Origin of the sequence: Wolbachia sp. wLmal (assembly GCF_049435495.1) — a bacterium.
Taxonomy (GTDB): domain Bacteria; phylum Pseudomonadota; class Alphaproteobacteria; order Rickettsiales; family Anaplasmataceae; genus Wolbachia; species Wolbachia pipientis.
On sequence record NZ_CP185405.1, the window covers coordinates 213,334 to 234,818 of the forward strand.

The following is a 21,485-nucleotide window of genomic DNA, read 5'->3' on the forward strand; positions in this document are numbered from 1 at the left end:
CAATTTTAAAATTTATAAAAGGATTATGAATACTTATACCAGATCAGGAATAGATATTGAACTATATAATAAGTTAATAAAAGAAGTCAAGCCTATTGCTCAAGAAACTACTAGAGAAGAAGTAATCAGCGAAATAGGTTCATTTTCTGCGTTATTTGATTTTGCTGCACTAAGTAAGAAGTATGACCATCCAGTACTCGTTTCCTCAACTGATGGAGTAGGTACGAAACTGTTGATAGCTCAAGAAGTGAATAAACATGATACTATAGGTATAGATTTAGTTGCAATGTGTGTAAATGACTTACTTGCACAAGGAGCAACGCCTTTGTTTTTCCTTGATTACTTTGCAACAGGCGTTTTGACCAAAGATGTTTTATTATCTGTGGTTAAGGGCATTGCAGAGGGGTGCAAGCAAGCTAAAATAGCATTGGTTGGTGGGGAAACTGCAGAAATGCCTGGAATGTATGGTAATAATCACTATGACCTTGCAGGGTTTGTGGTTGGTGTAGTTGATCGAAAGCAAATTCTTCCAAACTGTAGTATGATGAAAGCAGGTGATTATATAGTTGGCTTAGAGTCAAGTGGAATTCACTCAAATGGGTTTTCTTTAGTGCGCCATGTTTTCAAAAGCTTAGGTATAAATTATAACGATACATCTCTATGGAATAGTAAATCTTGGAGTGAAATACTACTTGAACCAACAAAAATATATGTTGATTCTTTGCTGCCTATCATGTCACAAGTAAAAGGTATTGCGCACATCACGGGTGGTGGTTTGGTAGACAATATTCCGCGAATTCTTCCAAAAAACTTATTTGCAAACATAGACATTAATTCCTGGAAATGGCCAGATATATTTTTATGGCTAACAAAGGAGGGTAAAATAGAGAAGAAAGAAATGCTAAAAACATTTAATTGTGGTATTGGTATGGTATTGATCGTAAGTTCTGAGAATATGCAAAACGTGAAAAATCATTTCCAAAAACGTGGAGAAAAAATTGAAATTATTGGAAAACTTGATGAGGCATGTAACCCTCCACTTGATAGAGTAGTATTTAGTTAACCTAACTTTACTGACAGTCTTTTTGCAACTTCTAGGTATGCTTCCTTTAAATCTCCTAAATTCAAACGAAAGACATCTTTGTCTAGCTTTTTATAAGTATTTTTATCCCATAATCTGCAGTTATCAGGGCTAATTTCATCAGCTAAAACGATTTTAGTACTGTCATTTATTAATCTGCCAAATTCTAACTTGAGATCAACTAAATATATACTTGCATTTGAAAATAGGTGAACTAATATTTCGTTGATTTTTAAAGTTGTAGTTTTAACTTCATCCATTTCTTTGCTAGATAGCCAATCAAAATACAGTATGTGATTTTCACTTACCATTGGGTCGGCTAGGTCATCATTTTTGTAAAAAAAATCGATTATAGGAGATGCAAGCCTCTCACCTTCTTTGATATTAAAACGTTTGCAAAAGCTGCCAGCTGCGACATTTCTAACTACTACCTCAAGAGGTATTATCTTGAGTTTTTTGACTAGCTGTTCTCTTTCGTTTAGAGTTTTTATAAAGTGTGTGCTAATTTCTGCTTTCTCAAGCTTTTCCATGATAAAAGCACTAATATGATTATTAATTATTCCTTTACCATCGATTATTTCATATTTTTCCTTATTGAATGCTGTAATATCATCTTTAAAGTGCTGTATGACAATTGATAAGTCTTCAGTTTCAATAATGACTTTCGCTTTACCTTCGTATATCGTTTTATTCAGTGACATGTTTAATTTAACTATATATTATATCAATTTACTATTCTTAGAGTATAGCCCCAAATAACTTAAAATAAACCTTAATGGCATTCAATGTTACAATATTAACCATATTCCCAAAAATGTTCCCGGGGTTTTTGAACTATTCTCTTGCCGGAAAAGCGTTAGAAAAAAAAATATGGAACCTTGAAGTAATAAATATTCGTTCTTTTGCGAAAGATAAACATTCAACTGTGGATGATGTTCCATATGGAGGTGGAGCAGGAATGGTTATGCGTTCTGATGTAGTTGGTGATGCAGTAGATAGTATGCTCTCTGTTCATAAAAACACTAAGTTTATTTACATGACTCCATCTGGAACTAAGTTTAATCAGAATATTGCCAGAGAATTATTAGAGTTTCCTCATATAACAATATTGTGTGGTCGATTTGAAGGTATTGACCAAAGGATAATTGATGCGTATACTCCCTATGAGTTAAGTATTGGAGATTATATACTTTCAGGAGGTGAGCCAGCTGCAATGGTGGTTCTTGATGCATGCATTAGACTTCTTCCAGGTGTAGTAAATAATACCGATAGTATTACTGAAGAAAGTTTTAATTATGGTGGTGGTGTACTTGAATATCCTCAATATACTAGACCTGAGCAGTGGAAGGGATATAAAGTACCTGAGGTTTTGTTATCTGGCAATCACAAAAAAATAAGTGATTGGAGGCAGAAGCAGTCTCATGTTATAACAAAAAAGCGTAGGCCTGAATTATTGAGTGGAGAGATAAATGACAAATTTACTTAAAAAATTTAACGAACAGCAAATGCAAGTGTTAGCTAAAGAAATACCAGAATTTCGTCCTGGCGATGATTTGAAGGTCACTTTTAAAGTAGTTGACGGTACAAGTGAACGTATACAGATATTTGAAGGTGTATGCATATCAAAAAGGAACCGCGGGTTACATTCTTCTTTTGCAGTCAGAAAAGTGAGCCATGGAGAAAGTATAGTGTCTCAGTTTTTTGTTTATTCTCCTGCACTGGTTTCAGTGCAAGTGACAAGAAAAGGAAAGGTTCGTAGAGCAAAACTGTATTATCTGTGCAAACTATTTGGAAAAGCTGCAAGGATCAAAGAGCGTACTACTTATGTTAAAAAGAAATCTAAGTAGATACAATAGGGAGTGATGTCAATTGTGTCATCTCAGAACTCTCTCTTGTCATCCCAGTGCGTGACACACAACTGTACGAACATTGTGTTTGCCTCCCGCTGTGGTGTCATCCCAGTGCTCCGACACTGGGATCCAGCATTCATTATTCTCCTTTTGGTTTGTGCTTTCATGGAAAATGTAAAAATTATTTGCAGGCAAAGCCTGCTGGATCCCAGTGTCAGCTACTTGCATGACAAAAAAGGGGAAAGTTTTTTCAAATCCTCGTGTAAAGAAAAGTAAATGAGTATAAAGAAAAAATTCCTTAAATTACTTCAGTCAAGGCGTGTACATGCTCGTATAAAAAGGAAAAATAAAAAGAACAGAGCGCTACGCTTTTGTTCTTTCACGGCACTAGTTATCTCACTTGGCTGTCCTGTGTGTATATTGTTGAGTATATTAGTTAACTCTTACAGTGCCTTAACAGTAACGAAAATTTTATTGCCAGTTGAAATAAATGCTGATCTTGCTTTGGCGAGTAATCCTAGTGATTTGCGGTATAAGTCCATTGGCTTACTCAACGATTCTTTACGTAAGGTGTTTGGAGGAACTGATTTTAAAGACGGTGACGAAATTTTAAGTCGTAATTCTTACAAAGAACTAGAGAAATTTTTTCGTAAGAAAGTAAAAGATAGTGGTGAATATGAGATCTGGTTTACCGCGTCAAGTATAATTAATTCAATAAATAAAGATAAATATTTGAATGATCGTTATGCTAAATTACTTGATTGGCTAAAAGAAGAGAGGAGAGTGAAAAAATTTTTTAATAAGTCTTTATTCCTTAAATCTGACTCTCGTGAACCTGAAAATGCAGGGATTTTAGGAGCGTTTATCGGTTCATTAATGACAATTATAGTGTGCCTAGCATTAGCATTACCAATAGGAATTATGTCGGGCATCTGTCTTTACGAATTTATGCCTAAAAATAGGCTAATGACTAATATTGTAGAAATTAGCATAAATAATCTTGCTGCAGTGCCTTCAATAATATTTGGTGTAGTGGGCTTAACTCTCTATCTTGGCATATTTGGGCTACCACGCTCTTCACCACTTGTTGGTGGAATGACTCTTTCATTTATGATGTTACCTAATATTATAATTGCAACAAAAAATGCCTTTGCGAATGTTCCTATTACGATAAAAGATGCAGCGTTTGCGCTCGGTGCACCTCACATCAAGGTGATATTAGATCACTCTTTACCGATTGCGTTACCAAGAATAATACATGGTACTGTGCTTGCAATTGCAAGGATTTTAGGTGAATCTTCTCCTTTACTTATGATGGGTATGGTGGCATTTATTGCTGATACACCTACGTCCTTTTTCGATCCGGCGACTGTTCTACCTGTGCAAATATACATATGGTCAAGCAATCCTGAAATTGCATTTGTTGAACTTGCTGCTATCGCAATTATAGCTTTATTATTGGTGTTATTTGCGTTAAATTTAGTAGCAAATTTTGTAAAAAGGAAATTCGAATTTTTTAATTTTTAGCAATTCATGAAAATCACAGTCCTATCTGGTTATGGCTTAAATTGCGAAAAAGAAACTGCATTTGCATTTATGGAATGCAGCAGAAAACTTGGTGTTGGTAATATTGAAGTAAAAATCGTTCACATTAACGATATCATAGATAATCCAGGTGAACTGAAATTAAGCAATATACTTGCAATTCCAGGGGGTTTTTCCTATGGTGATGACACTGGTGCTGGTAATGCGTTTGCTTTACGTATTAAAAACAACTTGTTGGATGAGTTTCAAGAGTTTTTATCTCAGGACAAGCTGATTATAGGAATATGTAATGGTTGTCAGATATTAGTAAAATTAATTCCAGAGTTCTCTAATCTAGCTTTAATCCATAATGATATAGGCAATTATCAATGCCGTTGGATTAGAGTGAGAGTTAATTCAAAGAGTAATTCTGTTTGGCTACGGGGCCTGAGTGAACTATATCTCCCTATTGCTCATGGGGAAGGCAAGTTTTTTATGGATCAAGATATTTTGAACCAATTGATTGAGAGCAATTCCACCGCATTACGTTACATTGATAAAAATGGCAACTATGCTAACCTACAATTTCCTTACAATCCGAATGGATCTACATACGACCTAGCAGCTTTATCAGATAAAAGTGGAAGAGTGCTAGCTTTAATGCCCCATCCAGAAAGGGGAATATTTTTTACCCAGCAAGATAATTGGCCCCTTGAAAAAGAAAAGAGCAAGCGTTTAGGTGTTGCTGTGCCAAAATATGGCGATGGAATGCTTATATTTGAAAATGCACTAAAGTATTTTTGTTAAAATTTGTTGATAGGGATTTATGGTCGAAATTATCCCCTGATATTGCAAAAAACTTGCTTGACAAGCCTTGCCAGTCCCCTTATCATGAAACTGAAGCTATTTATTTATCTTCTCTGTACAGATTAAATGACAAAAAAACTCACGTATCTGGCGTCCCATGTTTAATTTTTTGCACTATGTGCATCTTATGTCTTTATAAAATTCTAGGTTTTTACCTAATATAAGCTGAAATGCGCTATTTAAAACATCAAAAAACGCCGATTTAAAAAATGGATAGTGAATAACTAGCTACCCTAGGGCTTCTTTTGCCTTTTTTTTTCATTTGGTAAATTTCTTAATATTTATAGCTAAACGACAACCGTCATCCCGCTGCTTGTTAGCGGGATCTATGTTAAGGTATGACGGTCTGCGGCGGTATGACGGTTCGCGGTGGCATGACGATAAGCCTCGTCATCCCGCTACGTGTTAGCGGGATCTGCCGAGATACCGTGGCGGTATGACGTCTCGCTTGCAACCTATAGCCTTCAGTGCTCCTTTTTTTGTCATCCCAGCGTCACGCGTTGGTTTCAACATTATGTCATGAACTTTCAAAATTCATTGAACTGTGCTTTCAAACGGTGGTGCCGGGGTGTGAGTATAATGATTATCAGTATATAAAAGTCATAGCAGACAGACTTGAAGCGGCAAATGTTGGCAAAATGAGGCGAATAATATTCAATATGCCTCCGCGTTCAATGAAGTCCCTGTGCGCTAGTGTTGCGTGGCCCGCATGGATACTGGGAAATCAGCCAACTGCAAGAATAATAGTTGCAAGCTACTCTCGGCTGCTTAGCGAAAAGCACTCGCTCGATACAAGGTGTATAATGCAGTCTAGTTGGTATAGAGAGCTGTTTCCAGAGGTAGAACTATCCAAAGATCAAAATACCAAATACAAATTCCAAACAGTGCAGAGAGGATACAGAATCGCAACGTCCGTTGGAGGGACGTTAACAGGTGAAGGTGGTGATTTCATCATCGTGGATGATCCACTGAGTCCCGCCCAAGCTTTGAGTGAAACGTTTAGAAAGCGTGCTACAAATTGGTTTGACCAGACTTTAGTAGCCAGGCTCAACAATAGAAAAAAAGGAGTAATTGTTCTTGTGATGCATAGGCTACATCAAGAAGATTTAACCGGGCACCTTCTCTCCAAACCGAAAAACATATGGAACCATACTTGTTTACCGATGATATCTGAAAATAAGGAGATTATCTATTCAATCAAAAAGCCAGCGCCTCCTTTTCTTGTTCCTGTCACCCGAGTAACTACAAATGAGTACAAAAGCTGGATTACAGCATCAAGTGCTAGAATGACACCACCCGTAATATTATACTCAAGAGAAGAAGGTCAGTTGCTATATCCCCTCGATGGAGGAAAAGAAGAAGTTGAGATGATAAAGGTTGAACTTGGAAGTTACGCTTTTGCTGCACAATATCAACAAAACCCTCTGCCACTTTCAAGTGGTATAATTAAACGAGAGTGGCTGAAGCGCTATAGAAATTTTCCTGACAATCTCTCGCATGTAACTCAAAGCTGGGACACTGCAGTTTCAACAAGCAACATGAGCAACTTTAGCGTCTGCACCACCTGGGCAAAAATAGATAACAAATTCTATTTACTTGATGTATATCGTGCAAAGCTTGAGTATCCAAAGCTCAAAGAGCAAGTTTTGTCCTTAGCAGCAAGATGGACACCACACGCAATTTTGATTGAAGCAAAAACGAGTGGTCAGCAATTGGTGCAAGAGCTAAAGACAAGCAGTGATTTACCCATTATCGAAATAATGCCACATGATGACAAACTCACTCAAAATTGTTCCGATTATAGAGTCTGGCAAGGTTTTTCTGCCGCACCAAGCAGTATGGCTGAACGATTTTGAGTATGAGATTTTAATGTTTCCTGAAACTCGACACGATGATCAAGTGGATAGTACCGTGCAATATTTGCAGTGGGTGAGAGATAGTAGCTCTAGGGTCGCAGCTTTACGGGCATTGTGATTTGAGTCTACCAGATCCAAGTAGTCAGCTACTTGCATGACACCCTGACAACCGTCATCCCGCTACGTGTTAGCGGCTAAGAGATACCGCGGCGGAATGACGGTTAAGCAATTCGTCATCCCGCTACATGTTAGCGGGATCTCTTGTTAGCGGATGAGATACCGCGAATGAATCGCGGTATGACGGTTAAGTACGTGTTAGCGGCTAAGAGATACTGCGGCGGTATGACGTAGAGCTCGCGTTAGCTATAAGATTAGCTAAATTCTGCACGTCCATAAAAAACAAACCTTCTTTTTCGTCTTGAACGCTAATAATAGCGTGAGTGTTAAAAGGTAAAGGGTCATTTGTATGTCCATGGCCTACCCCTTTCATTGTAAATACAGGAAAGTTAACACTTTTTGCAAACCTTTCTTTTACAACTTCAACAAGATTATCATTATAGCAGTTAACGAAATCCCCAAAGATTACTGCATGTACTCCATCAAAGATGTGGGCTTGTTTTAGGTGATCTAAACTGCGCTCTATTGCATATGGGTAAACTCTTATATCTTCTAAAAATATAATTTTACCTTTTGCATTTATTTGCCAAGCGGTTCCTATACTATTTTCAACTAAAGTCATATTACCACCAATGATTTTAGACTTTAATCTGCCATCTTTTAGTCTAATGCCATTATTTATCATCTTTAGCTTATCAAATCTGATAGAATCCTGCTTGTTAAGAATTAACTCTTTCAATTTTTTAACAGAGCTTTCAGAAATGGAGTTATTTACTATCATTTCCAACATGGTGCCGTGAAGAGTTTGCCAATTATATTTAGCTTGTAGATAGATGTGCAAGGCAGTTATATCGCTATAGCCTATGAGGATTTTTTTGTTTTGAGCAATCCTTTCTTTTTTATCATTGGGTAACTTTTCTAGATAGGGAATTAACCGAGAAGCCCCTTCTCCTCCTCTGATACACCAGATTATTTTACTATCACCGGTTAGTGCACTAATCAAATCATTTGCTCTGAATTCATCAGAGTTGGAATAAAATGGATTATCATTACTATATATTTTCTCCGAAATATGGGGATTAAAATCCAAAGCTTCTACATATTCTTTTATAGTAGTCAGATCTAATTCTTTTCCCTTCGAAGAAGGAGCAATAATATCAACTTGGTCGATTGCATGAATACCTGTGTTAGCACATAAAGTGAGAATGAAATATAAAAGGTAAACAATCATTAAAATATCTTATAAAACTCTTTTTTTAGTATATCATCCAATTCAGAGAGTGGAACTTTCACTCCTAGTTCTTCCATTGACGTGACGCCATAATCTTGCAGTCCACAAGGAATAATACCCTTATAGTGAGAGAGGTCTGGAAAGACGTTAAGCGCTATGCCATGATAAGTTACCCATTTTCTTAAACGGATACCAAAAGCTGCAATTTTTTTTTCTACTCCGTTATGGTTTACCCAAATGCCTATTCTATCTTCTCTAAACTCTCCAAGTATATTAAATTGCTTTAAAACATTTATGATCCACTTACTTAGATCTCTAATATATAGCTTTATATCGCATTTGTTTCTTTTTTTAAGGTTTAACATTAAATATATAATGCGCTGTCCTGGACCATGATATGTGTGTTTACCACCCCTTCCTGTTTTATATATGGGAAATAGTTTTTCAACAATATCATCAGCTGTTGCACTGATTCCTGCAGTGTAAAGTGGAGGGTGCTGGAGTAGCCATACTAATTCGTCTGCTGAATTATTGTGAATTTGTTGAATTTTCTCTTCCATAGATTTTACAGCGCAGTTATAATCAATAAGCTGATTAGATATTACCCATTCTGTCATGTTCAATTTCTTTTCTTTTTAGTATAGCAGTGCGTTCTTTTCCTGTCATCCCAGTGCCCTCTTCTTGTCATTCCAGTGCGTGACACTGGGATCTATGTCTTAGTTTAACTACAGAATCTAAAACACTTTTAACTTTTAAACATCTTTCATGAGGCATATATGAATCTCAATATTTTTCAAAGAAAAAAAAGCGCAGTATTTACTAAATATTCTGCTTTGCAACTAATGATGGAGCCAAGTTGGAGTAAGCGTGATTATGTAAGTTTTGCTGAGGAAGGTTACATAAAAAATGTTATTGCCTTTCGAGCAATCAATATGATTGCAAGTGCTGCATCTTCGGTACCTTTTACTCTCTGCCAGCTTACTGAACAGGGAAAATCGCAATTAAAAGCCCATCCATTACTGAAATTACTTTATTCTCCTAATCCAATGACATCAAAATCGGAATTTATTGAGGGGATTGTAACTTATCGGTTAGTTAACGGCAATTCTTATATATTGATGATTGAGTCACAGAATAGTAGAAAACCACCAACAGAGCTTTATCTTCTGCGCCCAGATAGGGTTGAAATTGTTCCAGGGAGAAATAACGTTCCTTATATCTATCGTTATACCATAAATAACAACAGTTATGGCTTTAAAGTTGATAAACTAACCGGACGTTCAGCAGTGTTGCACTTAAAGACCTTTAATCCTTTGAATGATTGGTATGGGTTATCACCAATTGAGGCAGCTGCATATAGCATAGATCAGCATAATCAGGCGGGTGCTTGGAATCAAGCGATGTTGCAAAACGGAGCAAGACCAAGTGGTGCAATAGTTGTAAAATCAGCAAAAGATGGAAGTGGTGGAAGTTTAAGTCAAGAGCAGTACCAACGCTTAAAGGTGCAGATAAATGATCATTATTCAGGTTCTATAAACGCTGGGAGACCGATATTGCTTGAAGGAGGCTTGGAGTGGAAGGAGATGAGTCTTTCGCCGAGGGATATGGATTTCATTGAGTCCAAACACAGTTCAGCTCGTGATATTGCCCTGGCTTTTGGCGTTCCGCCGCAGTTGCTTGGCATACCAGGTGATAACACTTATAGTAATTTAGTCGAAGCACGCTTATCCCTCTGGGAGCAGACGGTTTTACCAACGCTAGAAAATATTATCTGTCACCTGAATTCTTGGCTGATACCAAGATTTGGTGAAGATCTGTGCTTGTCGTATGACAAAGATGCAATAGAAATTCTCATGGAAAAAAGACAAAAGTTGTGGAAATACGTAGAAAACGCAAGCTTCATGACGCTCAACGAAAAGAGAGAAGCATTTGGCTTGCCACCACTGCCAGGTGGTGATGAGTTAGGTTAAGTTTGTATCCGTTCAGATGAGTTCATTGTCCCCTAAACCGTACGCCTAAGTAAATCAACTATTTTTCTTGCCAACCAGAGCGGTGAAGATTTGGTCTACATCAAAACTCATCTTAGGACGCCAAATAGGGCCATCCAAATGCATATCGATATAGATTGGATTACTATAATTTGGTGGTATGAAAAAGAACCTGAATATAGAAGCTAAAGCGAAGTTAGATAAGGTTAAATTAGAAGAGATCGACCCTGATGCTTGATCAATCCCGAATTGTAAACTAGTTGAACATATACCACTCTTAATACTTGCTTTTCCGCTAATATTTTCAAAAGATGTTTTACCGTTATATATATCAACATAAGCAAGTGTGGAAATTTCAGACTTATTCTTACTGCTTAACAAATTAGTGATAAATGAATTGAAATCTACATTAATAACTTCTATTCCCTGCGCTTGTAAATTTATATCTCCTGATAAGCTATTAGCCCAATCATGAAAACTTTTTCCTTGAGTTTTGATTTCACCATTTAAGCTTACCTGACCATTTACATTGTCAATTCCTATAACCTTACCAATCTTTTTAGTGTCCAAATTTACAATAGAAAACCTTGTATTTATTGAGTCTGATCTTAAATAACCCTGAAAAAACACTTGCCCGCGTTCTAATACGTAACTTGCCTGCCTGATAGTGATAGTGTTGTTTCTCATTACCGCATCCAAATTAAAATCTTTTAAAACATTCTGCTCGGTTTTAAATTCTGCAGTATTGATTTGCACATTTGCATCAAAGCCTTCTTTATCATCCAAAAAATCAAGCTGCTTTGTTGACCATTGAATTTGATCTATCTCATTTCTTGAATTTCTTTTCGTCTCTACTAAATTTGGTAATGTAATAATTTTTCCATTAAATTTACTGCCCGTAAGGTTAACATCTAATAAAGATTTGGCGTATTTTTGATCTGCTAATATTTTTGCATTACCGGTAATATCGAAATCTTCTCCAGATAGTTTTATTTTATCTGCAACTAGCCTACCTTTTTCCATTTTCAGCAAAAAATCCAAATTTTTAATTTTCGTATCATTCAATGTAAGGTTATTAACACGGGCCTTTATATTTGCATCATACTGAAAATTTTTCAGCCATTGCATTTTAGGTAAACTGCTAAATAATGAATGATCATATTTATCTGCATCAAGATTATGCATGCTAAATTCACCATTGACCACATTGTGTTTTTTTGTATGGCTTACTCTAATTGACCCTTGCAAGGATTCCTTATTATTTAGCAGTCTAATGTCTGAGATAGATAATATTCTTGGTGCAAGGTGCAGTTTAGAACTTAGTGTAAATTGATTTTTCTGGTTTTCTTTCATCTTTATAGAAGGGAAAAAACATGAAATGAATGACCCAAAATCATTTCCTTCGACTAATAAATCGCCGTTGAATTCAGATAGGACATTATTGTTTGAGATCTCTCCTGATAAGTAAGATATATTATTGATTCCAGGAAATTTAAGAAGCGTATTAACTTTTACTTTGCCATCAGTGGATTTTAGTACAGCACGGAAATTGTCCAATATTTTGTTTTGATATTGAATGTTAGAAGCTTCCATATTAAAATTTAAGCTCAAGTTCTTTGGCACAACTGCTCTAAAACATTCCAGAAGATCCTTCATATTCATTGTTCTTTGTGAATCATTTTGTATGGAATCTAAATCAACTTTACTGAAGCTAATATTGAAATTAGTGTGATTGCCTTTTCTATCATTTTGTATTGTACCGCTGGCTTGCATGCTTTTGGAATCAATTTTTAAGTCAGTTGCCGTAAACTCACTTTCATTAAGACTTATATTGGATGATATCTTGATATTTTCGCTAGGAATAACACAAGAGAGAAAGCTAAGATTAATGATTTTTGCTAAATCACTCACAGAACCGGAACTGTTATTAATTGTTAATGTTAAATTACCCTGGAGTTCTTCTTGATTTCTATTACCTGTAAATAGCAAATTTACAAAATTTGATTCAACACTAATGTGTACATTCCTTTTTGTGACATTAACCTTTCCTGAAAAATCGTAATTATTATCACCTACCTTTACTTTACCAAAAAACTGCTTATTTTTTTTTACAGCAACTTCCTTTATGTTAACAATATCAGCGAAATCATTCTTGAAACTTACTTGGCTGTCTTTTATTACTATATTGACTGTGTTACCACTGGCGTTTGTATTTATAATATTAAGTAAATTTTCTTTGTTGCTTTTCATGCCAAACAATGTGATTGACTTTGGTTGCAACGAAAATAAAAACAACGATAGGAACGATGGCCTTATTTCAATTTTTCTTACACTAATTAAATCTGACAACTTTTGCTCTTTATTTTCGTTGTATTGTACGTATACATTATAAATAGTGAGCTTTGGGGTAATCAACGAAACTTTAATTTTTCCCCCAATATGCACTTTAGCATCATACGTCTTCTCTAACTCTTTTATGATATATTTCCTGTAGCCACTCCAATCCTTAAAAGTTGCAGCAACATGCATGAGAATTAATAGCAGTGAGATTGATAATATAGCATATAAAGAAAGTCTCATAATTTACACATGCTTAAAGTTTCCCTTAAATATTAAATAGAGAATACCAAAATAAACAATAACACTCAAAGCTATTAAAGTCGTTAAATAAACAATACGAGCCAACATTTTATCAAAAAATAATCCTGCCAACAAAGAATTAAAAATATAAAGGGCTATTGACATGACTGCCGTTGCTACAAAAATTTTCATGACATTTAACAATAACGCTTGGCTAACCTTATGCATTTTATTTATTGTTAAATAACTAATTAATAGAATAGAGTTTATCCAAGTGGAAACGGAAGTAGCAATAGCAATCCCCGTATGCTGATACTCGTTCATTAACAAAAGGTTTAGCACTACATTAATTCCAAGACACATTAGCGAAAATATGGTTGGTATTTTCAGATTGCCTTTAGCAAAAAATGTAGGTAGCAATACTTTATTTATAATAAATGCAGGTAAAGAAAGAGAAAATGCTATTAAAGTGGGAACAGTTTGCTGCACTGCATAATGATCAAACCGGCCGTAAGAAAAAAGCGTAAGTAAAATTATGTCGGGAATAATGATAAAGGCAGCAGTTGTTGGCATAATTAACATTAATCCTATGTTGAGAGCCTTGTTCTGTATTTTGACTATATTTTCAGTATTATCCACCTGTTTTGAAATTAAAGGAAGAAGCACTGTACCAATTGCAGTACCGATTATTCCCTGCGGTAGTTGATTTAGTCTATCGGCATAATATATATAGGACACCGCATTTGGTATAAAACTCGCCATGATTGTATCAATCCATAAGCTTATTTGAGTTACACAATTGTTGATAATTGCAGGTATCACACGCTTAAAAAATAACCTTACTTCATTGCTTAATTCAAGGCTAAAAGAAAAAGCTGCCTTTAACTTGTATGCACTAAATAGTATCAAAAGTAGCTGGAAAATTCCTCCTATAAGGACAGCTATAGAAAGGTTATGAGCCGGTGTTTCAATGTAAGGTAAAAACAAACTGATGATTAAACAGAGATTCAAAACAATTGGTGCAATAGCTGTTGAAGCAAAATGCTGCTTTACTTGCAGCATTCCACCAATAAGTGATGCAATTGAAACAAGGATTATGTAGGGCATCATAATTCTTGATAAAGTAACAGTAAGGGTAAACTTACTTTGGTCAAATCCAGGAGCAAAAATTTGAATCATATAAGGGGAGAAAGTTTGCATGATAAGGCAAAAAATTACTAAGATAATAAACGTAATGGATATTACACTACTTGCAAAATTAAATGCCTTTTTATTATCATATGATTCTGTCGAATATAATGGTATGAATGAGGTAGTGAACGCTCCTTCTGCAAAAAATGCTCGAAATAGATTGGCAAAACGAAACGAAGAAAAAAATATGTCTGCAAGAGAGTTCGCACCAATAACCGTAGCAATCAATACATCTCTTATTAACCCTGAGATTCTTGAAATAGCCGTAAAAAAACTAAATGTGAAAATACTTTTAAACATACCACTACTTCATTAGTGTCAATACAATTAACTATAATGGTAAAAGTATCAATGAAAATATTTATTGGCTAAACTTAAAACCCTCTGCAAAAGGAGAGTTAAATAATCAATTGACTATTTGCGCTCTTATGTTAGAAATTTTATATCTTGGCGGGCGTAGCTCAGTTGGTAGAGCGTCAGTTTGTGGTACTGAATGTCGCCAGTTCGATCCTGGTCGCTCGCCCCACTAAAGCTTTCTGCTTTACGGAAATATGAACAAGTGGTAATATATCGATTTAATTAGGTAGGTTGTATTGATGACGACACTAAAGTTCTTTTAATGCTTTGTGGTGCAGCATCAGTAATAGGAGCATTGACAGGTTTGGGATTGAGTTTTACAGCTTTATCTACTTTGGTTATAGGTGGAATTGTTGCTGCCGTTCCTTCAATATTATTCGCTGCATGTATTATACGCGGTAGTGTACAAGAAGGAACATTCTCCAAAAAAGATCTTTTCGGGATGGCCGTTTTATGCGTTGCAAGCGCTGCAATCGGAGTTGGCCTTGCTGCAGCTGCAACTGCTATTTTCCCTGGTGCAATGCTTGGGATGCAATCACTGGCTTTAACAGGTGCTGTAATAGGAGCCATAGCACCAATTGCAGGGTGCTTTGTAACTGATAAAGTGGATAATTATATTATATCACCTATAGTTGAGCGCTTTTCTTCAAAAAGGGAGGGGTACGAATCACTTTAAACCAATTAAGTAAGGGTTCTTTTTGTTATTCCAGTGTGCAGCATTAGAATAACAAAATTTGACATTAACCGCTAATAGTCGGAATATTAGTAGGGTACGAATTACCTAAAAAGCATGCAGAAATATGACGTAGTAGTAGTAGGTGGTGGCCATGCAGGGTGCGAAGCGGCTGCAGCGGCAGCTCGCCTTGGTGCAAACACGCTGCTTATAACTCATAAAATTTCAACTATAGGGGAAATGTCCTGCAACCCAGCAATCGGAGGAGTTGCAAAGGGTGTTGTAGTTAGGGAAGTTGACGCCCTTGATGGAATAATGGGAAGAGCAATCGATCAAGCAAGTATACACTCAGTCATTTTAAATAGCAGCAGAGGTGCAGCAGTATGGGGCCCGCGTGCACAGGCAGACCGAAAATTATACAAGCAAGCAATACAGGAAATTATTCTAAATTATAACAATTTGGCGGTAAAAGAAGAGTCAGTTGACGATTTCCTTATAGAGAGTAATGGCAATGGAGAACCGTGCATTAAAGCTGTAATAACAAGCTCAGGAGAACATATACTGACAAGCAAAGTCGTTTTAACTACAGGGACTTTCCTGCAAGGTGTGATTCATATAGGAGAACAAACAACCCCTTCAGGAAGAATGGGAGATAAGCCTGCCGTAGAACTTGCAAATACGCTCAAGAGATATGATTTTAAACTAGGTAGACTGCGCACAGGAACTCCACCGAGACTCAATCGTGACACCATAAACTGGTCAATATTGCAAGAACAAGTGGGTGATAATCCACCTGTGCCGTTTTCTTACTTAACAGAAAAAATTAACCAACCTCAGGTATCATGCTTTATTACCCATACTAATGAAAACACGCATAAAATAATTCGAGAGAACCTTCACAGGTCAGCTTCTTCGTATTTGGATGATATTATAGCACCAAGATACTGCCCATCCATTGAAACTAAGGTTAAAAAATTCGCAGAAAAAAGTAGTCATCAAATATTTTTAGAACCAGAGGGCTTGAATGATGATACTATATACCCGAACGGAATTTCAAATTCATTGCCTATTGAAGTGCAGTGTGAAATGATAAAGAGTATCAAGGGACTTGAAAATGCAGAAATACTAAGACCTGGATATGCAGTTGAGTATGACTATATTGATCCACGAGAACTAATCCATACTCTTGAAACTAAGAAAATTAAAGGCCTATATTTTGCTGGCCAAATTAATGGCACCACTGGATATGAAGAAGCAGCAGGGCAAGGAATTATTGCCGGGATCAATGCAGCACTTTCTGCATCTGAAAAAAAAGAAAGCTTTGTTCTTCATCGCACAGACTCATATATCGGCGTAATGATAGATGATCTAGTCACCAAAGGGGTGATCGAACCTTATAGATTATTTACCTCGCGTGCAGAATATAGGCTAGCTATCAGGTCAGATAATGCAGATAGAAGATTAACACAAAAAGGTTATGATATTTCCCTTGTTTCGCATGAGAGATACTCTGTTTTACAGAATAAACTTAAATCTATTAAGCAACTTGAAGAAAAACTAGAGAGTTTGACGATTACTCCTGAGCAGCTCAGGTCTTATGGTATCAAAATATCTTATGATGGGATAAGAAAAACGGCACTAGATCTACTTAGCTATCCAAATATCGACTGGAATAAATTACAAGAAATATGGCCGGAGTTAAGCAGCGTCACGCGCTGGGATGACACCGCAGTGGGTAGCATAACTAAGAATGAAATATGCGAAGCGGTTGAAATTGAAGCAAAATACAAACCTTATCTAATAAGACAAGAAGCAGATATGAAGTTTTTACGAGAGGAAATCAATACTCAAATTCCAATCAACTTCAACTATTCACAAGTTAAAGGCCTGTCAAGTGAAGTAATAGAAAAGTTGCAGACGATAAAACCAGCAACGATTGGCATTGCAAAGCAAATACAAGGCATCACTCCTGCAGCGATAGTGAGCATATTAGTGTATTTGAGAAACAGGAAAACGAAAGTGGCTGCTAATTTTGTATGAGGTGTTCTATGTCAAAAATCGAGGAATTTCGTTCTTTTATGCACGAGATAAACGTTGATGCATTTATGTTGCATACTAAAGATGAATATTTAAATGAGTATTCAGAGGAGCTAACAAAGCTGTGTGGCTTTACAGGAACAAATGGGCTACTTATCGTTATAAAAGACAACAAGTGCCCATTTTTTACGGATGGACGCTATATTACACAAGCTCGCAATCAGCTCGATCGGGGCAATTTTCAAGTATATAATATACAAGAAGAGGATCCACGCGAATGGATAAAAGCAAACTTAACATCGACTGCCTCACTAGGTTATTATTTGCAATATTTTACCATCGAAGATATAAGAAAGTATGAGAATATCTGTAAATTCATACCCTGTTTAGCTGGAAAAAAAAGTGACTATCGAAAACAAGCAGTGGTTTTACATTCTATTGAACATGCTGGTGAAAGTAGTAAGGACAAATGTGAAAAAGTCGCTAAAAGTATAGATAAAGAAGCTGAAGCAGTGCTTTTAACTGATCCAAATTCAATTTCATGGTTATTAAATTTAAGAAACGAAAATGCTAAATATACTCCATGTATATTGGGTCGTGCTATATTGTATAAAAGCGGTAATGTTGATTTGTTTATTCAAGATAAAGAACATTCAACTATAGAAGCAAATTTAGGCAATCATGTAAATATTTTTGATATTAGTGAGCTAGAAAATTCGCTGCACAAGCTAAATTCAATAGTTATAGATCCAAACACAACTCCAATGAGTATCATGGCTGTAATAAAAGATAAACAGGTAGCTGAGAGAGAAGACCCTTGTTTAATTCATAAAGCAGTAAAAAACCAAACTGAAATAGCTGGGGCTATAAATGCGCATATCAGAGATGGAGTGGCAGTTACAAATTTTCTATCTTGGCTTGAAAATAATGTTGGTACAGAACTTGAAGCTGAAGAAAAGATTTTAGAATACAGAAAAGAGCAGAATTTGTTTAAACAATTGAGCTTTCCAACAATTTCCGCATTTAATGAAAATGGTGCAATAATTCACTATCGTGCAAGCAGTAAGACGAATAAGGTAATTCAGAAAAATGGACTATATTTGATTGACTCTGGTGGCCAGTACCTTGACGGCACAACTGATGTGACAAGAACTGTAGTAGTTGGTAATCCAACTGATGAACAAATAACCCACTATACAATAGTACTCAAAGCTCACATTGCTATAGCAAGTGTCGTCTTTCCCCCCGGCACTACTGGTGGAGAATTGGATATATTGGCACGTACGCATTTATGGAAATTTGGAATGGACTATATGCATGGTACAGGGCATGGAGTAGGAAGCTACCTATCAGTACACGAAGGACCACAAGCAATATCAAAAAGTAATAAAGTAAAATTAGTACCAGGTATGATACTATCCAACGAACCTGGCTATTACATTCCGGGAGAGTATGGAATAAGAATTGAAAATCTGATGTATGTTGATAAACATGAAAATGGTTTCTTGGGGTTTAAACAACTAACCTCTATTCCGTATGATAGAAGGCTAATAGATGTGCAAATGCTTACTAAAGATGAAATTGAATGGATAAATAGCTATCATCAATTTGTCTATAAAAACTTAGAAAATAGCGTCGAAGATAAAGGGTGGTTAAAGAAAGTATGTGACCCTTTATAAGCAAAGGAGCATTTTTTATTATTTAAAAAGTATTAATGCAATTGTGACAGGTATTTTGTATTGTTTTTAATTTTAAAATAATATATAATAAGGAACACGTATTTTTAGGTAGGTTATAATTATGATAGACAAAGGGCAAGAAGATGAATTTATGAAGCAGTATATGGATACTTGCAAAGAGCAAATAGAAAAATTAGCTAAGGATCCTGAATTGCTTAATCAGACTTTAAAACCATTTATGCAAATGTCTCAGCGGCTTATGGCTGGCGGTATGTTAGAAGGGGCTATGCCTGGCATGATGCCTGATTTGGGCAGTATGGATGTTAACAAGATGATTGCTCAGATGAAGGAAATGATTGACTACATAAGAGGTAACTATAAGGAACTAATGAAAGAGCACAGCTCGCAGATTCAAGAGCTTGATGAATCCAGTAAAAAGCTAAGAGGCTTAGTTAAAAAATTGATAGAAAAGATCGAAAGTAAGTAAATAACATCTGGATTTCTGTCATTCTATATACAACTTTCTAGTTGGACGGTAAGTCGAGGTCAATTATTGATGCCGTGCAAGTAGTGTAGCTACTTGCATAGCATTTATACCAGTTTTCGTAAATAAATAAGGTGCGTTGCTTAAGGCTGCAGTTATAGTGAGGTATTTTTTCTAGTTTATTTTCTTATTTCTGAGGTTTATAGCTAAGGTTTTCCCTACGTCATACCGCGATTCATTCGCGGTATCTCAGCCGCTAACGAGTGGCGGAGTGACGGTTTTTCAAATCGTCGATGAACCTAAGTTACTTTATCTGTAGTATCGGGAACGTAATTGCACATTGGTTTTACAAATTTGAAAATTAGTGTTAAATAAAAATATAAACGCAAAAGGAAAAGAAATGATTGAACTTAAAGGCCCAGAAATTTGTGCAGGCGGAAATAAGAAAAATTTGATTATTTTTTTACATGGTTGGGGCTCAAGTGGCGATAATTTTATTCACCTTGCCAAAGTTATGAGCAAGTTTTTACTGGGTTCATATTTTGCAGTACCCAATGCTCCGTTTGAGAGAGAAATAGGTGATGGTTATCAGTGGTTCAGTTTGGAAGATCGTAGTGAGGAAGCGCTATATAATGGAGTAAAAAATGCTACATCAATTGTAAATCATTTCATTGATACAAAATTAAAGGAGCTTAATTTAAAAGATACGCAACTTTCTTTAGTTGGATTTTCTCAAGGAGCAATGCTTGCAATACATACAGCTCTCACCCGCTCTCAATCCTGTGCATCAGTTGTTGCATACTCTGGTAGGTTTCTTTTACCTTCAAAAACTGCACCAGAGATCAAATCAAAACCTAACATATGTGTTATCCATGGTGATGCTGACGACGTGGTACCCTTTTCGTCCCTCGACTTAGCGGTTAAAGCTCTGAAAGAAAATGGAGTAAATGTTGAAGGGCACCCAATTCATGGATTAGGGCATATTATCAATGAAGAGGGAATAAAATTAGGAGTAGAATTTATCAAGAAGAACTTTAAAAATTAATTTTCATGCACTTGTTTTGCTTTGGTTATGGATATGTAGCTAAATTTTTATCGAAAAAACTACTGAACTTAGGTTGGAAAGTTAGTGGCACATCAAGAAGTAAAAATATACAAAATGTAATCCTCTGTAATTATGAGAAAGTTAGCCAAGGTCTGCTTAAAAGTGCAACGCACGTTTTAATTTCTATTCCTCCAGATGGCGATGATGTTGTGGAGAGATACGGTGATTGCCTGCAAAATGTTAAATGGCTTGGTTATTTGTCTGCAACTAGCGTCTATGGTGATCACTCTGGTAATTGGGTTGATGAGGAATCTAAAACAAAACCTATAGAAATCAGAGGAGAAAAGCGCCTTAAATCTGAAAGGAAGTGGCTAAATAGCAGATTGCCTGTACATATTTTTCGTTTAGCTGGAATATACGGTCCTGGTAGGAACGTGTTAATTGACTTGCAGCTTGGCAAAGCAAGAAATGTGAAAAAAGAAGGGCATTTTTTTTCTCGTATTCACGTTGAAGATATATCGAATATTTTATTTTCTTCCATGCAAAACATAAAACCTGGTGAAATATACAATTGTGCAGACGATTTACCCACTACACGATCTGAAGTGATAATGTATGCGGCCAAACTTCTCAATGTTAGCCCTCCAGAGCCAATTGAGTTACCAGATTATGCACAGAGTTTTTATTTAGGATCAAAAAAAGTAAGTAATGTTAAAATTAAAAAAGATCTTAATGTCTCTCTAATTTATCCTAACTACAAGGTGGGATTAGAGAGTTTGCACGTAAACAAAACTGAAATCACATCAGAATGATAGATAGGCTTATTGTCACTGCCATTAAGTTAAGGAAAGAATGGTTAAAAACTGAACTAAAAAGTCAGAAATAATTAAGGATTTATGACAAATGCTGAAACAGAATAGAGTAA

General features: G+C 35.9%; 18 protein-coding genes, 1 tRNA gene and 1 pseudogene. 14 read left to right on the forward strand and 6 right to left on the reverse strand.

Features of this window, described 5'->3' with window-relative positions:
• Positions 1-25: 25 nt before the first annotated feature.
• Positions 26-1,063, forward strand: coding sequence for a phosphoribosylformylglycinamidine cyclo-ligase (gene purM / locus ACEL90_RS01170; protein ID WP_423349053.1), 1,038 nt, complete (start codon positions 26-28; stop codon positions 1,061-1,063).
• On the opposite strand, the gene purC is transcribed toward purM, so the two are convergent.
• Positions 1,060-1,782, reverse strand: coding sequence for a phosphoribosylaminoimidazolesuccinocarboxamide synthase (gene purC, locus ACEL90_RS01175; protein WP_423349054.1), 723 nt, complete (start codon positions 1,780-1,782; stop codon positions 1,060-1,062). The two genes, purM and purC, sit on opposite strands and share 4 nt — an antisense overlap.
• Before the next feature lie 74 nt (positions 1,783-1,856).
• Between purC and trmD the strand changes: the two genes are divergently transcribed.
• Both trmD and rplS read left to right on the forward strand, forming a co-directional pair.
• Positions 1,857-2,567, forward strand: a complete 711-nt coding sequence (gene trmD / locus ACEL90_RS01180; RefSeq protein ID WP_423349055.1) for a tRNA (guanosine(37)-N1)-methyltransferase TrmD — start codon at positions 1,857-1,859, stop codon at positions 2,565-2,567.
• The gene (rplS, locus tag ACEL90_RS01185; RefSeq protein ID WP_006279489.1) at positions 2,551-2,928 is read left to right on the forward strand and encodes a 50S ribosomal protein L19; all 378 of its coding nucleotides are present in this window, start codon (positions 2,551-2,553) and stop codon (positions 2,926-2,928) included. Before trmD ends, rplS begins: the two co-directional genes overlap by 17 nt.
• 48 nt (positions 2,929-2,976) lie before the next feature.
• On the opposite strand, the gene ACEL90_RS01190 is transcribed toward rplS, so the two are convergent.
• A complete protein-coding gene (locus ACEL90_RS01190; RefSeq protein ID WP_010962989.1) occupies positions 2,977-3,159 on the reverse strand; it encodes a hypothetical protein in 183 nt (60 codons plus the stop codon).
• 48 nt (positions 3,160-3,207) lie between these two features.
• Here ACEL90_RS01190 and ACEL90_RS01195 point away from each other — a divergent pair, with 48 nt between their 5' ends.
• From ACEL90_RS01195 to terL, 3 genes and pseudogenes are all read left to right on the forward strand, one after another.
• Complete coding sequence (locus ACEL90_RS01195; RefSeq protein WP_423349056.1) at positions 3,208-4,458, forward strand: DUF3333 domain-containing protein; 1,251 nt, start codon at positions 3,208-3,210, stop codon at positions 4,456-4,458.
• Between the two features lie 6 nt (positions 4,459-4,464).
• Positions 4,465-5,262, forward strand: coding sequence for a phosphoribosylformylglycinamidine synthase subunit PurQ (locus tag ACEL90_RS01200; protein ID WP_264723930.1), 798 nt, complete (start codon positions 4,465-4,467; stop codon positions 5,260-5,262).
• A 560-nt stretch (positions 5,263-5,822) separates the two neighbouring features.
• Positions 5,823-7,296: pseudogene (gene terL / locus ACEL90_RS01205) on the forward strand (phage terminase large subunit).
• A gap of 204 nt (positions 7,297-7,500) precedes the next feature.
• Here terL and ACEL90_RS01210 read toward each other — a convergent pair.
• Both ACEL90_RS01210 and lipB read right to left on the reverse strand, forming a co-directional pair.
• Entirely contained in the window at positions 7,501-8,526 is a 1,026-nt protein-coding gene (locus ACEL90_RS01210; RefSeq protein WP_423349057.1) for an LD-carboxypeptidase, read from the reverse strand.
• Positions 8,526-9,143, reverse strand: coding sequence for a lipoyl(octanoyl) transferase LipB (gene lipB, locus ACEL90_RS01215; RefSeq protein WP_423349058.1), 618 nt, complete (start codon positions 9,141-9,143; stop codon positions 8,526-8,528). The genes ACEL90_RS01210 and lipB overlap by 1 nt, the downstream gene beginning before the upstream one ends.
• Before the next feature lie 159 nt (positions 9,144-9,302).
• Between lipB and ACEL90_RS01220 the strand changes: the two genes are divergently transcribed.
• The gene (locus ACEL90_RS01220) at positions 9,303-10,496 is read left to right on the forward strand and encodes a phage portal protein (protein WP_423349059.1); all 1,194 of its coding nucleotides are present in this window, start codon (positions 9,303-9,305) and stop codon (positions 10,494-10,496) included.
• A 54-nt stretch (positions 10,497-10,550) separates the two neighbouring features.
• On the opposite strand, the gene ACEL90_RS01225 is transcribed toward ACEL90_RS01220, so the two are convergent.
• Together ACEL90_RS01225 and murJ are read right to left on the reverse strand one after the other, a co-directional pair.
• A complete protein-coding gene (locus ACEL90_RS01225) occupies positions 10,551-13,094 on the reverse strand; it encodes an AsmA-like C-terminal region-containing protein (RefSeq protein WP_423349060.1) in 2,544 nt (847 codons plus the stop codon).
• A 3-nt stretch (positions 13,095-13,097) separates the two neighbouring features.
• Positions 13,098-14,585 carry a murein biosynthesis integral membrane protein MurJ gene (gene murJ, locus ACEL90_RS01230; RefSeq protein WP_423349061.1) on the reverse strand — a complete coding sequence of 496 codons (1,488 nt, stop codon included), beginning with the start codon at positions 14,583-14,585 and terminating at the stop codon, positions 13,098-13,100.
• Positions 14,586-14,735: 150 nt separating this feature from the next.
• Between murJ and ACEL90_RS01235 the strand changes: the two genes are divergently transcribed.
• The 7 genes from ACEL90_RS01235 to ACEL90_RS01265 all read left to right on the forward strand — a co-directional run bounded on the left by ACEL90_RS01235 (position 14,736) and on the right by ACEL90_RS01265 (position 21,372).
• Positions 14,736-14,811: transfer RNA gene (locus tag ACEL90_RS01235), tRNA-His, on the forward strand.
• A 93-nt stretch (positions 14,812-14,904) separates the two neighbouring features.
• Positions 14,905-15,318, forward strand: coding sequence for a hypothetical protein (locus ACEL90_RS01240; RefSeq protein WP_423349062.1), 414 nt, complete (start codon positions 14,905-14,907; stop codon positions 15,316-15,318).
• A gap of 114 nt (positions 15,319-15,432) precedes the next feature.
• The gene (gene mnmG, locus ACEL90_RS01245) at positions 15,433-17,355 is read left to right on the forward strand and encodes a tRNA uridine-5-carboxymethylaminomethyl(34) synthesis enzyme MnmG (RefSeq protein WP_423349063.1); all 1,923 of its coding nucleotides are present in this window, start codon (positions 15,433-15,435) and stop codon (positions 17,353-17,355) included.
• 8 nt (positions 17,356-17,363) lie between these two features.
• Positions 17,364-19,031 carry a M24 family metallopeptidase gene (locus ACEL90_RS01250; RefSeq protein WP_423349064.1) on the forward strand — a complete coding sequence of 556 codons (1,668 nt, stop codon included), beginning with the start codon at positions 17,364-17,366 and terminating at the stop codon, positions 19,029-19,031.
• 121 nt (positions 19,032-19,152) lie between these two features.
• Positions 19,153-19,518: a hypothetical protein gene (locus ACEL90_RS01255; protein WP_423349065.1), complete on the forward strand. Its 366-nt coding sequence runs from the start codon at positions 19,153-19,155 to the stop codon at positions 19,516-19,518.
• Positions 19,519-19,915: 397 nt separating this feature from the next.
• On the forward strand, positions 19,916-20,560 hold the full coding sequence (locus tag ACEL90_RS01260; protein ID WP_319606718.1) for an alpha/beta hydrolase: 645 nt from the start codon (positions 19,916-19,918) through the stop codon (positions 20,558-20,560).
• A gap of 5 nt (positions 20,561-20,565) precedes the next feature.
• Complete coding sequence (locus ACEL90_RS01265) at positions 20,566-21,372, forward strand: SDR family oxidoreductase (RefSeq protein ID WP_182309590.1); 807 nt, start codon at positions 20,566-20,568, stop codon at positions 21,370-21,372.
• The last annotated feature ends 113 nt before the right edge of the window (positions 21,373-21,485 follow it).

What these genes read in the sequence shown, in the direction of transcription:
- purM (WP_423349053.1), top strand. Translation starts at nt 26, where the DNA reads ATGAATACTTATACCAGATCAGGAATAGATATTGAACTATATAATAAG.
- purC (WP_423349054.1), bottom strand. Translation starts at nt 1,782, where the DNA reads ATGTCACTGAATAAAACGATATACGAAGGTAAAGCGAAAGTCATTATT.
- trmD (WP_423349055.1), top strand. Translation starts at nt 1,857, where the DNA reads ATGGCATTCAATGTTACAATATTAACCATATTCCCAAAAATGTTCCCG.
- rplS (WP_006279489.1), top strand. Translation starts at nt 2,551, where the DNA reads ATGACAAATTTACTTAAAAAATTTAACGAACAGCAAATGCAAGTGTTA.
- ACEL90_RS01190 (WP_010962989.1), bottom strand. Translation starts at nt 3,159, where the DNA reads ATGCAAGTAGCTGACACTGGGATCCAGCAGGCTTTGCCTGCAAATAAT.
- ACEL90_RS01195 (WP_423349056.1), top strand. Translation starts at nt 3,208, where the DNA reads ATGAGTATAAAGAAAAAATTCCTTAAATTACTTCAGTCAAGGCGTGTA.
- ACEL90_RS01200 (WP_264723930.1), top strand. Translation starts at nt 4,465, where the DNA reads ATGAAAATCACAGTCCTATCTGGTTATGGCTTAAATTGCGAAAAAGAA.
- ACEL90_RS01210 (WP_423349057.1), bottom strand. Translation starts at nt 8,526, where the DNA reads ATGATTGTTTACCTTTTATATTTCATTCTCACTTTATGTGCTAACACA.
- lipB (WP_423349058.1), bottom strand. Translation starts at nt 9,143, where the DNA reads ATGACAGAATGGGTAATATCTAATCAGCTTATTGATTATAACTGCGCT.
- ACEL90_RS01220 (WP_423349059.1), top strand. Translation starts at nt 9,303, where the DNA reads ATGAATCTCAATATTTTTCAAAGAAAAAAAAGCGCAGTATTTACTAAA.
- ACEL90_RS01225 (WP_423349060.1), bottom strand. Translation starts at nt 13,094, where the DNA reads ATGAGACTTTCTTTATATGCTATATTATCAATCTCACTGCTATTAATT.
- murJ (WP_423349061.1), bottom strand. Translation starts at nt 14,585, where the DNA reads ATGTTTAAAAGTATTTTCACATTTAGTTTTTTTACGGCTATTTCAAGA.
- ACEL90_RS01240 (WP_423349062.1), top strand. Translation starts at nt 14,905, where the DNA reads ATGCTTTGTGGTGCAGCATCAGTAATAGGAGCATTGACAGGTTTGGGA.
- mnmG (WP_423349063.1), top strand. Translation starts at nt 15,433, where the DNA reads ATGCAGAAATATGACGTAGTAGTAGTAGGTGGTGGCCATGCAGGGTGC.
- ACEL90_RS01250 (WP_423349064.1), top strand. Translation starts at nt 17,364, where the DNA reads ATGTCAAAAATCGAGGAATTTCGTTCTTTTATGCACGAGATAAACGTT.
- ACEL90_RS01255 (WP_423349065.1), top strand. Translation starts at nt 19,153, where the DNA reads ATGATAGACAAAGGGCAAGAAGATGAATTTATGAAGCAGTATATGGAT.
- ACEL90_RS01260 (WP_319606718.1), top strand. Translation starts at nt 19,916, where the DNA reads ATGATTGAACTTAAAGGCCCAGAAATTTGTGCAGGCGGAAATAAGAAA.
- ACEL90_RS01265 (WP_182309590.1), top strand. Translation starts at nt 20,566, where the DNA reads ATGCACTTGTTTTGCTTTGGTTATGGATATGTAGCTAAATTTTTATCG.